Below are 13,872 nucleotides of genomic sequence, written 5' to 3'. Positions count from 1 at the left end.
CCCCCCGCGCCCCTCCCCGGACGGCCCCGCCCAGCTGCCGACGGAGGCCAAGCCGCCGGTCGTCCTGCTGCACGGCTTCATCGACAACCGCTCGGTCTTCGTCCTGTTGCGCCGCAGCCTGCTCCAGCACGGCCACCGCCAGGTCGAGTCGCTCAACTACTCCCCGCTGACCTGCGACATCCGCACCGCGGCCGAGCTGCTCGGCCGGCACATAGCGGAGATCTGCGAGCGCACGGGCAGCAAGCAGGTCGATGTCGTCGGGCACAGTCTGGGCGGACTGATCGCGCGCTATTACGTACAGTGCCTGGGCGGTGACCTACGGGTGCGCACCCTGGTCACACTCGGCACCCCGCACTCCGGGACCCGGGTGGTGCCGCTGGCGGACGCCCACCCGATCGTGCGGCAGATGCGCCCCGGCTCGGCCGTCCTCGAGGAGCTGACCAGGCCCGCGCCCGGCTGCCGTACGCACTTCGTGAGCTTCTGGAGCGATCTCGACCATCTGATGGACCCGCTGGAGACCGCCTGCATCGACCATCCCGACCTGATGGCGCAGAACGTTCAGGTGAGCGGGATCGGGCATCTCGCCCTCCCCGTGCACCCGGCCGTCGCCACCGGGATACGGCAGGCCCTCGACACCCCGTGGACAGGAGCCGCAGCCGCCGCCGACGCCGGCGGCCTGACAGTGGCGTAACAGCCCCGGGACAGCCGCACGACAGCCGTCCAACATCGAACAGTCTTCGAACACAAGGCCAAGCTCGCGCCCGCAGTCCCCCGAAACACGGCCGAATGCCCGTTTCCTGAAGGCGCGAAACCTGTCGAAGATTGTCGCGCCCGCGTACCGCCGGGTACAGTCACCGCACTGCTCTGGCAGCCCCTGTTGTCGAGGCGAAAGAGAAGTTGGTGAACGACCCGTACCCGTCGGGGACCATGACCACCCCGGCTCCCGCTTCCGATGCCTCGGCGCACTACGCGTCGTACGGCACGCAGGAAGCTCAGTACGGTGAGTACGCCGCTTACGGCTACGACACGGGTGCCCACACCACCGCGCACTTCGACGCGGACCCCCTGTTCGGCAGTCTCCCCGGTGACAACACCGGGTCGTACGACAGCAACCAGTGGGCCACCGACAGCCATCAGACCCTGAACTACGACCAGTACGCGGCCCAGCACCACGCCGCCTACGACACCGGCGCGTACGACACGACGGCCTGGACCGGTGAGCACCAGCAGCTCTCCGTGATCCCTCCGCAGGCCGGCGCGGCCGACGCGAGCGGCCAGTGGGACGCCAACGCCTGGCTCCAGCCCGACCAGTCCGCGGGCGGCGCCGCCGCCGACCAGACCCAGCACTGGGAATGGGGCACGCAGGCCTTCGACACCGGCGCGTACGACGCCACGCAGTGGAACTCCGACGGCACCACGCCGGCCCACGAGGAGCCCGTCGACCACCAGTCGACAGCGATGTTCGAGCAGGTCCCGTACGAGGAACCGGCCTCGTACGAGGAACCGGCCCCGCACGAGGCCGAGTTGAGCGCCACCGGCGAGATGCCCGCCCTCTCCGAGGACGACCTCGCCCCGCTCCTCGACGACCAGGAGGACGCCGCCCCGGCCCCGGGCTCACGCATGGCCGCCCGCAACGCAGGCCGTTCCCGCCGCCGTACGCCCCCGAAGCGCTCCGCGCTGATGAAGATCGCCGTGCCCTCCGCATGCGTCATGGGTGTCACCGGGATCGCCGCCGCCTCCGTCGGAGGCCTGAGCGACGACAAGAACAGCTCGACGACCGCGTCCGACGCGACGACCAAGTCCGTCAAGCCGTCCGCCGCGAACAACAAGCTGGACACCCAGCTCGAAAGCCTCTCCGCGGGCGCCGACGACTTCGCCGACCGGGCCAGCCGTACGCAGGAACGTATCGACCTCAAGGCCCAGCAGGTCGCCGAGAAGAAGAAGGCGGCGGAGGAGGCGGCCCGCAAGGAGCGGCTGCGCCCCAAGTTCGCGCTTCCGGTGGCCCGGCACGGCCTCAGCGCCTACTACGGCCAAGCTGGCGTCAACTGGATGTCCGTGCACACCGGCATCGACTTCCCGGTCTCCTACGGCACGACCGTGATGGCCGCGACCGACGGCACCGTGCGGACGCAGTGGAACAGCGCCTACGGCAACATGATGATCGTGACCGCCAAGGACGGCACGGAGACGTGGTACTGCCACCTCTCCAGCTACCGTGTCGCCTCCGGTACGACGGTCAAGGCCGGCGACCCGATCGCGTACTCCGGCAACTCCGGCAACTCCACAGGACCGCACCTGCACTTCGAGGTGCGCCCGGGCGGCGGCTCGGCGATCGACCCGCTTCCGTGGCTGCGCAGCCACGGGCTGGACCCGACGTAAGCGACACAACTTTCCCGGCGAGCCCCCGCACTTCACAGCAGCGGGGGCTCACTCATGTGGCAAGCCGGCCCTACAGCTTCTCCACCGGCGCGTACCGCAGCAGCAGCCGCTTCGGCTTGGTGTCCCCGAAGTCGATGGTCGCCTCGGTGTTCGCGCCCGTGCCCTTCACCGACGTCACCGTGCCGAGCCCGAACTGGTCGTGCGTGACACGGTCCCCGACGGCCAGCGAGACGACCGGCTTGTCGGAGGCACGGCTCGTGGCGAAGCCGGACGCGCCTCTCGCCGAGGAGCGGGAGCGGGACGAGGACAGCGAGGCGGCCACTCCCGACGCGGGGCCGGAGGAGACCGGCGCGGTGGCACCCGTCCGCTTCCAGTCCACGTGCTGCTCCGGGATCTCCGACAGGAAGCGCGAGGGCGGGTTGTACGACGGCTGGCCCCACGCGCTGCGCAGCGCCGACCGTGTCAGATACAGCCGTTCCCGCGCGCGCGTGATGCCGACGTACGCCAGGCGCCGCTCCTCCTCCAGCTCCTTGGTCTGGCCGAGGGAGCGCATGTGCGGGAAGACGCCGTCCTCCATGCCGGTGAGGAAGACGACCGGGAACTCAAGTCCCTTGGCGGTGTGCAGGGTCATCAGGGTGATGACGCCGGAGCCGTCCTCGTCCTCGTCGGGGATCTGGTCGGAGTCGGCGACGAGCGCGACCCGCTCCAGGAAGGCGGCGAGCCCGGGGGAATCCTCGCCCTCCTCCGTCTCCTGCTCGAACTCCAGGGCCACGGCGGCGAGTTCCTGGAGGTTCTCGATCCGGGTCTCGTCCTGCGGGTCGGTGGAGGCCTGCAACTCGGCGAGGTAGCCGGTGCGTTCGAGCACCGCCTCCAGGACGGTCGCGGGTCCGGCGCCGGACTCGACGATCGTACGGAGCTCCTCCATCAGCACGTTGAAGCGCTTCACGGCGTTCGTCGACCGCGCGGCCATGCCGTACGCCTCGTCGACCCGCTTGAGGGCCTGCGGGAAGCTGATCTTCTCGCGCTGGGACAGGGCGTCGATCATCGCCTCGGCGCGCTCACCGATGCCGCGCTTGGGGACGTTGAGGATCCGGCGCAGCGGCACCGAGTCCTCGGGGTTGGCCAGCACCCGCAGGTAGGCCAGGACGTCCCGGACCTCCTTGCGCTCGTAGAAGCGGACACCGCCGACGACCTTGTAGGGCAGGCCGACGCGGATGAAGATCTCCTCGAAGACCCGGGACTGGGCGTTGGTCCGGTAGAAGACAGCGACATCGCCGGCCTTCGCGTCGCCCGAGTCCGTCAGTCGGTCTATCTCCTCGGCGACGAACTGCGCCTCGTCGTGCTCGGTGTCGGCGACGTAGCCGGTGATGCGCGCGCCCGCGCCCGCGTTGGTCCACAGGTTCTTGGGGCGGCGGGACTCGTTGCGCTCGATGACCGCGTTGGCGGCGGACAGGATCGTCTGTGTGGAGCGGTAGTTCTGCTCCAGCAGGATCGTCGTCGCGTTCGGGTAGTCCTCCTCGAACTGGAGGATGTTGCGGATCGTCGCACCGCGGAAGGCGTAGATCGACTGGTCGGCGTCACCCACGACACACAGTTCGGCGGGCGGGAGGTCGGACTCGGCCGGGGGCACGTCGACGGGGTGCTCGTTCGTCCCCACCAGCTCGCGCACCAGCGTGTACTGGGCGTGGTTGGTGTCCTGGTACTCGTCGACGAGGACGTGCCGGAAGCGGCGGTGGTAGTGCTCGGCGACGTCCGGGAAGGCGCGCAGCAGATTGACCGTGGTCATGATCAGGTCGTCGAAGTCGAGGGCGTTGGCCTCCCGCAACCGCGACTGGTACATGGCGTAGGCCTGGGCAAGGGTCTTCTCGAAGCCGTCGGTGGCCTGGGCGGCGAAGTCCTCCTCGTCGATCAGCTCGTTCTTGAGGTTGCTGATCTTGGCGCTGAAGGACTTGGGCGGGAAGCGCTTGGGGTCGAGGTCGAGGTCACGGCAGACCAGGGCCATCAGACGCTTGGAGTCGGCCGCGTCGTAGATCGAGAACGACGACGTGAAGCCGAGCTTCTTGGATTCCCGTCGCAGGATGCGTACGCACGCGCTGTGGAACGTCATCACCCACATCGCGTTCGCGCGCGGGCCGACGAGCTGCTCGACGCGCTCCTTCATCTCGCCCGCGGCCTTGTTGGTGAAGGTGATCGCGAGGATCTGGCCCGGGTGGACATTCCGCTCGGCCAGCAGGTAGGCGATGCGGTGCGTGAGCACCCGCGTCTTGCCGGAGCCGGCGCCGGCCACGATGAGCAGCGGGGTGTCGGAGTGGACGACGGCCGCGCGCTGGTTCTCGTTGAGCCCGTCGATGAGCGCGGCGGCGTCCAGGACCGGGCGCGGGGCGCCGTCGCGGTAGTACCCGTCCCTGTCCGGTGGCACGTCGAACCTGCCGCCGAACAGATCGTCCGGAACCGGTTCCGGTACGTGCTCGTCCTCGGATGGTGGCGGGGGCTCTTCCTCGCGGCCCTTAGGGGCCTGGAGGTCCGCCAGGAAGCTGTCGTCAAAGAGGCTGCTCATCGCTCTCCGAGTCTAGGGCTCCCCACTGACACCCCGCCGCCGCCCCGAGAGCATGGCCTCTTTTCCGCGGCCGCCGCGGAGGCTGCTGCGGAAGCCTCCGCGGAAGCCGAGGATCCTCCGAACCCGGCCACCAAGGGCATCCTCACCCTCCGGAACATTCCCGACACTTTCCGCGATCGGCCAGGCCGGGCGCAGACCTTGCCGTAGGTGATCTTCGGGAACGAAGCCCTCGACGCCCCGGAGCCCACCATGGAAGGCGGAGGCGCCGTCACTCCACCCGAAATGCTCACAAGTCACGACAGGCCACCCCGTATCCACCACCGCGAGCGACGTCCTGACCTAAGGTCACGAAAATGTATCGGGCCTATCGGACATCAACCTTCACACGGGCCACACCAGTTGGCTACCGTGCTGGACAGGCCGTACGACCCCCACCGGCGAACGTCGCCGGGCCGCGCGGCCTCCGCCGAATCCGGAGCGCCGCCGCGCACCCGGAACCGGGGACCCACCGAACCCGGGGTGAATCGGCCGACTCCCGCACAGGGAAAGGCCGTAGGGCAACCCTTCCGAACCACCCGCCCGAACCCGACAGCTAACTCGGTAGGCGGAGTATGGAAGGAGTCGCCACCCTTGGCGTCGCACCGCAAGTCGCCTCCCCCGGGTACACGCGTGGCCGGCATACGCACACCCGCTCTCGCCACGGCCGCCCTCACCTCCGTGGCCCTGCTCTCCCAGACGGCCACCGCCGCTCCCTCGACCGATGACAAGCCGAGCATCGAGGAAGTCGAGAAGAAGGTCGACGACCTCTACCGCCAGGCGGAGTCGGCGACCGAGAAGTACAACTCGGCCAAGGAGAAGACCTCCAAGCAGCGCAAGGAGGTCGACACCCTCCTCGACGACGTCGCCCAGCGCACCCAGAAGCTCAACGAGGCCCGCGAGGAGCTCGGTTCCTTCGCCGCGGCCCAGTACCGCACCGGCGCCTCCGCGCCCGACACCGCGACCTTCCTGCTCGCGGACTCCCCGCAGGACTACTTCGACCAGACGCAGCTGATGGGCCGTATGACGTCCCGTCAGAAGGACGCGGTCGACGACTACGTCACCGAGCAGTCCGCGACGATGAAGAAGCGCCAGGAGGCCACCGACAGCCTCGAAACGCTCTCCGAGTCGCAGAACGACCTCAAGACCGCCAAGGCGACCGTCCAGCGGAAGCTGTCCGACGCGCGCGAGCTGCTGTCGCAGCTGACCGCCGAGGAGAAGGCGCGCCTCGCGGCGATCGAGAAGAAGAAGCAGGAGGAGGCCGCCCGCAAGGCCGCCGAGCTGGCGAAGCAGCAGGCGGCCGAGCAGAAGGCGGCGGCGGAAGCGGCCGCCGCCGAGGAGTCGGCGGGCAGCTCGTCGTCGTCCGAGGCCTCGGACTCCTCGTACGCCACGAAGGCCGAGAAGGCCCTCGCCTTCGCCCGCTCGCAGGTCGGCAAGCCGTACGTCTGGGGCGCCACGGGCCCCGACTCCTACGACTGCTCCGGCCTCACCCAGGCCGCCTGGAACGCCGCCGGCATCTCCCTGCCCCGCACCACCTACGACCAGGTGAACGCCGGCACCACGGTCTCCCTCGCCAGCGCCCAGCCCGGCGACCTCGTCTTCTTCTACGACGATGTCACCCACGTCGGCATCTACATCGGCAACGGCAAGATGATCCACGCGCCGAAGCCGGGGGCGTACGTCCGCGAGGAGTCCATCTACTACGACGGTGAGTCGGCGATCCACAGCGTGGTACGGCCGGCCTGACGCACGGCAGGGCCCTGGCGTCAGCGACCTCCCCGGTCTCGACACAGGGCCCTGGCCGGTCGGCTCGTCCTTCGTCACCTCCAGAGACGCCGGAGACGCACACCTACGGGGCTCCTGGCGCTCCCCGTCGCCGATCACCCGCGCACCTGCCCCACCTGCCCACCGAGCCGCGCCCCCTCCCGTTCCTGCGCCCGCGCGTATTTACATGCGCCCGCTCGCGCGCCCCACCCTCATCCCAGGTCGCGCTCCTTAGCATCGGCCCATGTCCGGCGCATCTCCCCCCTCCCCGCACTCGTCCCTCCGCACCTGGTGGGCCCAGCGCCCGCCCGCTGCCGGGGCCGCCGTGATGGCGACCGGCATCGTCTCGGTCGGGCTGCATCTGACGGGGTACGAGACGGTGTCGCGGATCACCCTCGCGCTGGCCGGCGTCGCATGGCTCGCGTTGGCCGCCGACTTCGCCGTACGTCTGCTGTGGGACCGGGCGAGATGGGTGGCCGAGGCCGAGACACCGGGCGCGCTCACCGCCGTAGCGGCCACGGCCGTGCTCGGCACCCGCCTCTCGGCCCTCGGCTGGCAGCGGCTCGCCGAGGCGCTGCTGGCGCTCGCCGCGCTGTTGTGGCCGGTGCTGATCGTGCTGGTCATGGCGCACTGGACGCGGCGGATGCCGGGGGCGGTGTTCCTGGCCTGCGTCGCCACGCAGAGTCTCGCGGTGCTCGGCGCCACGCTCGCCTCGGCGGTGTCGACGGCGTGGCTCGCCCACGCGGCGCTGGTGCTCTTCTGGCTCGGCCTCGTGCTCTACGGCCTCGCCCTGGCCCACTTCGACCTGCGGCAGGTGACCGTGGGCGCCGGTGACCACTGGGTGGCCGGCGGGGCCCTCGCCATCTCGGCGCTCGCCGGGTCGAAGCTCGTCGCGGCCGACAGCGCGCCGCTGTATCTGTGGAACGACGACGACAGCGGCGTCCTGCGTGCCGTGACGGTCGCGCTGCTCGTGCTCGACCTGGCCTGGTACGTCGTCCTGCTCGTCGCGGAGGCGCTGAAGCCCCGGCCGCGCTACGACGTGCGCCGCTGGGCGACCGTGTTCCCGATGGGCATGACAGCGGCGGCGACGCTGTCCGTCGCCGCCGCCCTCGACGTGTCCTGGCTCAGGACACCCGGTCAGGTGCTGCTGTGGATCGCGGTGGCGGCATGGCTCGCCGTCGCCGTGGGTGCCGTCGCGTCGGCGCGCGCCGGACTCATGTCGCTCAGGTCCACAGCACCGCGATGAAGATGTCCGCGACGGTCAGCGCGCCCACCAGACCGAACAGCCCCTTCTCCACCTTCTCGTCGTCCCGCTTCACGTAGACGAGACCGAGGATCACGATCAGCAGAGCCAGCTTGATGCCGATCTTGACGTTGTTGACGGGCTGATCGTCCGCCTGGTTGAGGCCGACCAGGATCACCCCGGTGACCAGCATGGTGAACGCGCCGTGCAGCATCGCCGGGACGAAGCGGGCGGTGCCCTGGCCCATGGCCTTCATCTGGGTGAGGAAGCCGCCGAGCAACGAGGCGATGCCGATGATGTGCAGGCCCACGAAGAGATGGATGAGTACGTCCATGAGGCCGGAGCCTAATCAGAGGCACTTGAGCCGCCCTACACCGCCCTGCCTCTTCCGGCACGATCCGCATATACGCGCCCTTAAGTGATCTTGCATATATGCGTCCCATAGCACCCCGTCCCCCCCGCGCGTTCCGGAATCCGCACTTCGGTCATCACACTGCGTGAAGTCGACGGCGCGAGAACGGGATCACGGTCGCATGCGGTCACCCGGCGGTCCCCTGAGACCAGTTCCGCGCAACCCGTTACCCCCACGACACCGTCAGGTTTAGCGTCCTCCACCAGGTGACCGGCTCCCCACCGCCGCCCGGGCCAGGGGCGGCAGTCGGACACCACCGCCGAGAAGGTCCGGCGGCGGCCCGCTCCCCCTGTGCGGGCCGCCGCCGGACGCGTGAACCGCCCCGGGCGGTCGTACGTCCGCTCCCCCTGGTGGTCGTACGGCCCCAGCTCGTCCGGGGCGGCCGTACCGCGGACCAGGCGGTCGTACGAAAGGACGTGCAGTCCACGTGGCAGCGCACCGCAAGCCCAGGCAGCGCTCGGCCGGCGGCAATACGGTCCGTACGGCGGCGACGATCGCCCTGGCGGGCGCGGCGACCGCGACCGGCTTCGACGGGACCGGGTATGCCGAGCCGAATCTGACACCGGCGCAGGTCAAGGCGAAGGTGGACAAGCTGTACCAGGAGGCGGAGGTCGCCACCGAGAAGTACAACGGCGCGAAGGAGAAGGCGGAGGCGGCCGAGGAACGGCTGCGGACGCTGCGGGACGAGGCGGCGCGCAAGACGGACAAGCTCAACTCGGCACGGGACAAGCTGGGTTCGATGGCGGCGGCACAGTACCGCGACGGCGGCCTCGACCCCGCGCTGCAACTGGCGCTCTCCGACGACCCCGACCGCTATCTCCAGGGCGCCGAGTTCGTCGAGCGCGCGGGCACCCGGCAGGCGGCCTCCGTCACCAGCGTGCGCAGACAGCTGCGGGAGATCGAGCAGCTGCGCGGAGCCGCCCATGTCGAGCTGGCCTCGCTCAAGTCGCGGCAGGCGGAGCTGAAGCGGCACAAGAAGACGATCACCGGGAAGCTGGACGCGGCCCGTCGACTGCTGGCGCAGCTGCCGGCCGAGGAACGCGCGGGCGATGTGCAGCGCGCCTCGCGCACCTCCGGCGGCTCCGGTGCCCGCGACGGCCTGACCGCCACGGGCACCGCGGGCTCGGTACCGGCACCCAACTCCCGCGCCGCGGCCGCCGTTTCGTACGCCTCTTCGAAACTCGGCAGCCCCTACGTCTGGGGCGCCACCGGCCCCGACGCCTTCGACTGCTCGGGACTGATGCAGGCCGCCTACCGCTCCGCCGGCATCTCCCTGCCCCGCACGACATACGCCCAGATCGACGCCGGCCGCCGCGTCGCCCGCTCCGAACTCCTCCCGGGCGACCTGGTGTTCTTCTACTCCGCCATCAGCCACGTCGGCATCTACATCGGCAACGGTCAGATGATCCACGCCCCGAACCCCTCGGCACCGGTACGCGTCGCACCGCTCGACGAGATGCCGTTCGCGGGGGCGACGCGGGTGGCGTGAGAGGTGAGTGGATGCGCGCCTTCACACCGTGCACGGCCTCACACCGTGCACGGCCTCACACCAGCCGTCGAGCCGTGGCCCAGCGGGTCAGCTCATGCCGGTTCGACAGCTGCAACTTCCGCAGCACCGCCGACACATGGGACTCCACCGTCTTCACGGAGATGAAGAGCTGCTTGGCGATCTCCTTGTACGCGTACCCCCGCGCGATCAGCCGCAGCACCTCCCGCTCCCGCTGCGTCAGACGGTCGAGGTCCTCGTCCACCGGCGGCGCGTCCGTGGACGCGAAGGCGTCCAGTACGAACCCGGCGAGCCTCGGCGAGAACACCGCGTCGCCGTCCTGGACCCGGAAGACGGAGTCGACCAGGTCCGTACCGGTGATCGTCTTGGTGACGTACCCCCGCGCACCACCCCGGATCACACCGATCACGTCCTCCGCCGCGTCCGAGACGGACAGGGCCAGGAAGCGGACCGGCTGCTCGGCGTCGGCCATCAACGGGGCACAGCGGCGCAGGACTTCGACACCGCCGCCGCCCGGGAGATGGACGTCGAGAAGAACCACCTCGGGCCGCGTCGCCGTGATGACCGTGACCGCCTGGTCGACGTCCGCGGCCTCGCCGACGACCTCGACACCGGTCTCCTCGGTCCGGCCGATCTCGGCCTGTACGCCGGTACGGAACATGCGGTGGTCGTCGACGAGGACCACGCGCACCCTGCGCTCCTCCGCGCTGTCGGTGGCCTCCGCCGTACCGTTCGCCTGGTCGCTCATGACGTCTTCTCCGCCCTCTCCATCTCCAGCTCGACCTCCGTGCCGCCGTCCGGCACCGCGCGCAGCCGCGCCGTGCCGCCGTGGCGCTCCATACGGCCGATGATCGATTCTCTGACACCCATGCGGTCGGCGGGTATCGAGTCGAGGTCGAAGCCAGGACCGCGGTCCCGGACCGACACGAAGACCGTCCGTCCCTCGACTTCGGCGTAGACCTGAACCGCGCCGCCCTCGCCACCGTACTTGGCGGCGTTCACCATCGCCTCGCGCGCGGCCTGCATCTGCGGGCCGATCTTCTCGTCGAGAGGGCAGTCGCCGACTATGACGACCTCTATGGGGACGCCGTGCTTGTCCTCGACCTCTGCGGCATTGCGCCGGACCGCGTCGGCGAGGGTGGTGGGTTCGTCGGCCTCGTCCTTGCCGGTGCCCTCGGGTTTGTAGAGCCAGGTGCGCAGGTCGCGCTCCTGGGCGCGGGCGAGGCGGCGCACCTCGTTCGCGTTCTCCGCGTTGCGCTGGATCAGGGTGAGTGTGTGCAGCACGGAGTCGTGGACGTGGGCGGCGACCTCGGCGCGCTCCTGGGCGCGGATACGCATCAGGCGCTCCTCGGAGAGGTCCTGGGTCATGCGCACGAGGTAGGGGCCGGCGAGGAGCGTTATGCCGACGAGGACCGCGAGGGCCGCCTGGAGGACCGAGCCGAGGTGGGCCGCGGAGCCTTGCAGGACGAAGATGCCGGAGACGCCGGCCGTGACCAGCAGGACGCCGCCCGCGGCACGCAGCAGGCTGAGGGTGCGCTTGCGGCGGCCGACCTCGACCCAGCGGGCCCGGCGGGCGTTGTCGGCCTGGCGCCAGACCAGGGCCACACCGGCACCGACCAGCACGGCGGGCCAGAGATAGGCCTTGGCGCCGGTGCCGAGATTGACGTTGCCCACGAAGACCATGGCCACGACGACCATCAGGAGCAGGGCGACGATCTGGCCCTTGTCGGGCCTGCGGGCGACGAGTCTGCGGCGGCCGTCCGGCGAGGTCTCGGTGGAGACGAGGGACGGCGGCCGCTGCCCGCCCACTCCTCCGACGCCCAGCGGCACGAAGAACCAGAACGCCGCGTACAACAGGGCACCGAGCCCGTCCGCCATGAACAGGCCCACGAAGACGAGCCGCACCCAGATGACGGGCAGCCCGAGATGCCCGGCGAGCCCCCGCGCCACACCACCGAGCCAGCGTCCGTCGCTGCTGCGGTAGAGCTTGCGCGGCGGCCGCGGTTCGACGAGTGGCGCTGCTGCGGCTTCCGGCATGCCATCGATGTTCACACGGCGGAAGGGCGGGGGCATCAGGGTCTGCCCCCTAGACGCCCCTGATCTTCGAAACATGCAGAAACGTCGGGCCGTCGAACGCTTCCCCGGCGCCGGCTCAGGGGCGATATCAGGGTCCGGCCAGGGTCGTTCCGACTCCCGCCGGGGCGGCTCGCCCGTCACCATGGACACATGACAGATCACCAGCACGCCGCGGACCCGGCGCCCGACGAGGGTGCCTCGTCCGCCGCGCCTCCCGCGGCCGCCGCGGGTGAGGATTCGCGCGCGCACGTGCGGGCGGGTGCGCGGACGGAAACGGGTACGGCGGACCGGCCGCGCCCGGCCGACGGCGCGCCCGGCAGCCCGGTCGGCGCAGGGAGCGAGGCACCCGGCGAGGCCTGGGCCGCCGCGCCGCCCGCGAGGTTCCGGCGCGACCGGCGGTTCAAAGTGCTCGCCGGAGTGTGCGCGGGGCTCGGCCGGCAGTGCGACATGGACCCGGTGATCTTCCGCATCACGCTCGCCGTACTCTCCGCGACCGGCGGCATCGGCCTCATCTTCTACGGCTTCGCCTGGCTCCTCGTGCCGTACGAGGACGAGGAGGAGAACGAGGTCCGCAAGCTGCTCACCGGCCGCGTCGACGGCCAGGCCCTGACAGCCGTGCTGTTCGCACTGGTCGGCTGCGGGGTGTTCCTGACGATGCTGAACAACGGCGGGGTCCTCACCTTCGCCGTGGTCCTCTCCCTCCTCCTCGCCGGCGCCGGGTACTGGGCCCGCCAGCGCGGCGCCCCCGACACCGATCCCCTAGCCGCACAGGCCGTCGCCGACGCCCCGCCGGAGGCCCAGGCGCCACCGGTCGGCCCCGGATACCCGTCCTGGTGGCGCGAACCGATCGTCAAGGACGGCACGCACGAGGGCGGCACCGGCTATCTCTGGGGCCCCCGGGACTCCCGCGACCGGGACATCGCGGCGGCCATCAACATCGGCTTCGGCAGATACGACGGGGCACGCGCCGCCACCCGCACCGCCCGCCCACAGCCACCCAAACCGCGTGGCCCTCGCTGGACAGGCGGCTGGGTCTTCCTGTTCGCCCTGCTCGCGGGCGGCCTCGGCACGAGCCTGACGTGGGACGACCACCCGCTCGGCACCAGCCTCCAGACCGGCCTGTCCTGCGCCCTCATAGTCATCGGCCTCGGCATCGCGATCAGCTCCGTCCTCGGGCGTACCGGGGCGGGGTCGATCTTCCTGGCGGTGATCACCGCGGGACTCCTCGCCGGTTCGGCCGCGCTGCCCAAGGACATCGGCACGCACTGGATCGAGGAGACCTGGCGGCCCGCCGCGGTAGCGGACGTCCAGCCCAAGTACGACCTCGGCACCGGCGTCGGCACGCTGGATCTGACGGGGCTCGACCTCACCAAGGGGCAGACGGTGACCGCCCGCGCCGAGGTGGGCGTGGGCAAGCTCAAGGTGGTCGTACCGAAGGACGCGACCGTGAAGGTCAGCATCGACGTGGGCGTGGGCGACATCCAGCTCCCGGGCGACGACCAGGAGGACGTGGACGTGGAACCGGGCAAGTACAAGGAGGCCACCCTGACACCCCCCAAGGGCACCAAGTCCTCCGGCACCCTCGACCTCGACCTCCAGGTCGGCGTCGGCCAGGCGGAGGTGAGCCGTGCTACGTCATGAGTTCCGCCCCGGCAAACTCCTCGCCGGTCTCGTCCTGACCCTGGCCGGCGTCATCTACGCCGGCGACGCGGGCGGCGCCTGGGAGACCCCGTGGTTCGCGGTCATCCCCCTCGTCACGGGCGGCCTGTGCCTGGCGGGCGTGACGGGGCTGGCCACCCGGGCGATCCGTCGCCGACGTGCGGGCGCGAGGGCGGGGGGCTGAGTCGGAGGTGGCGGGGTGACTCGGGAGCGGACGGCTGGGTGGCCGGGCACAGGGG

11 protein-coding genes and 1 riboswitch are annotated in these 13,872 nt (G+C 70.6%); of the genes, 7 read left to right on the top strand and 4 right to left on the bottom strand.

Annotated elements, in window-relative coordinates:
* Both HLK59_RS42250 and HLK59_RS42245 read left to right on the top strand, forming a co-directional pair.
* Nucleotides 1-691: alpha/beta fold hydrolase (locus HLK59_RS42250; RefSeq protein WP_171146977.1), on the top strand; the 691-nt coding region annotated here is incomplete at its 5' end.
* Between the two features lie 236 nt (nucleotides 692-927).
* A complete protein-coding gene (locus HLK59_RS42245) occupies nucleotides 928-2,379 on the top strand; it encodes a M23 family metallopeptidase (RefSeq protein WP_171146978.1) in 1,452 nt (483 codons plus the stop codon).
* A 70-nt stretch (nucleotides 2,380-2,449) separates the two neighbouring features.
* Here the strand turns inward: HLK59_RS42245 and pcrA are convergent, their stop codons facing one another.
* Nucleotides 2,450-4,936 carry a DNA helicase PcrA gene (gene pcrA / locus HLK59_RS42240; RefSeq protein ID WP_171146976.1) on the bottom strand — a complete coding sequence of 829 codons (2,487 nt, stop codon included), beginning with the start codon at nucleotides 4,934-4,936 and terminating at the stop codon, nucleotides 2,450-2,452.
* A 454-nt stretch (nucleotides 4,937-5,390) separates the two neighbouring features.
* Nucleotides 5,391-5,559, top strand: a riboswitch (cyclic di-AMP (ydaO/yuaA leader).
* Nucleotides 5,560-5,566: 7 nt separating this feature from the next.
* Here pcrA and HLK59_RS42235 point away from each other — a divergent pair.
* A complete protein-coding gene (locus HLK59_RS42235) occupies nucleotides 5,567-6,718 on the top strand; it encodes a C40 family peptidase (protein ID WP_171146975.1) in 1,152 nt (383 codons plus the stop codon).
* 262 nt (nucleotides 6,719-6,980) lie between these two features.
* A complete protein-coding gene (locus tag HLK59_RS42230; protein ID WP_171146974.1) occupies nucleotides 6,981-7,982 on the top strand; it encodes a tellurite resistance/C4-dicarboxylate transporter family protein in 1,002 nt (333 codons plus the stop codon).
* Here the strand turns inward: HLK59_RS42230 and HLK59_RS42225 are convergent.
* A complete protein-coding gene (locus HLK59_RS42225) occupies nucleotides 7,960-8,313 on the bottom strand; it encodes a hypothetical protein (RefSeq protein ID WP_171146973.1) in 354 nt (117 codons plus the stop codon). The genes HLK59_RS42230 and HLK59_RS42225 overlap by 23 nt on opposite strands.
* 505 nt (nucleotides 8,314-8,818) lie before the next feature.
* Between HLK59_RS42225 and HLK59_RS42220 the strand changes: the two genes are divergently transcribed.
* Nucleotides 8,819-9,880, top strand: a complete 1,062-nt coding sequence (locus tag HLK59_RS42220; RefSeq protein WP_171146972.1) for a C40 family peptidase — start codon at nucleotides 8,819-8,821, stop codon at nucleotides 9,878-9,880.
* A 55-nt stretch (nucleotides 9,881-9,935) separates the two neighbouring features.
* On the opposite strand, the gene HLK59_RS42215 is transcribed toward HLK59_RS42220, so the two are convergent.
* A complete protein-coding gene (locus tag HLK59_RS42215) occupies nucleotides 9,936-10,646 on the bottom strand; it encodes a response regulator transcription factor (RefSeq protein ID WP_171146971.1) in 711 nt (236 codons plus the stop codon).
* Nucleotides 10,643-11,935: an ATP-binding protein gene (locus HLK59_RS42210; RefSeq protein WP_240982958.1), complete on the bottom strand. Its 1,293-nt coding sequence runs from the start codon at nucleotides 11,933-11,935 to the stop codon at nucleotides 10,643-10,645. The genes HLK59_RS42215 and HLK59_RS42210 overlap by 4 nt, the downstream gene beginning before the upstream one ends.
* A gap of 189 nt (nucleotides 11,936-12,124) precedes the next feature.
* Between HLK59_RS42210 and HLK59_RS42205 the strand changes: the two genes are divergently transcribed.
* Nucleotides 12,125-13,615: a PspC domain-containing protein gene (locus tag HLK59_RS42205; RefSeq protein ID WP_171146969.1), complete on the top strand. Its 1,491-nt coding sequence runs from the start codon at nucleotides 12,125-12,127 to the stop codon at nucleotides 13,613-13,615.
* Complete coding sequence (locus tag HLK59_RS42200) at nucleotides 13,602-13,817, top strand: hypothetical protein (protein ID WP_171146968.1); 216 nt, start codon at nucleotides 13,602-13,604, stop codon at nucleotides 13,815-13,817. Before HLK59_RS42205 ends, HLK59_RS42200 begins: the two co-directional genes overlap by 14 nt.
* Nucleotides 13,818-13,872 lie beyond the last annotated feature (55 nt).

Source organism: Streptomyces sp. S3(2020) (assembly GCF_013044505.1).
Taxonomy (GTDB): domain Bacteria; phylum Actinomycetota; class Actinomycetes; order Streptomycetales; family Streptomycetaceae; genus Streptomyces.
Note: the sequence above shows the minus strand (reverse complement) of the source record. Positions and strands in the feature narration are given on the sequence as shown.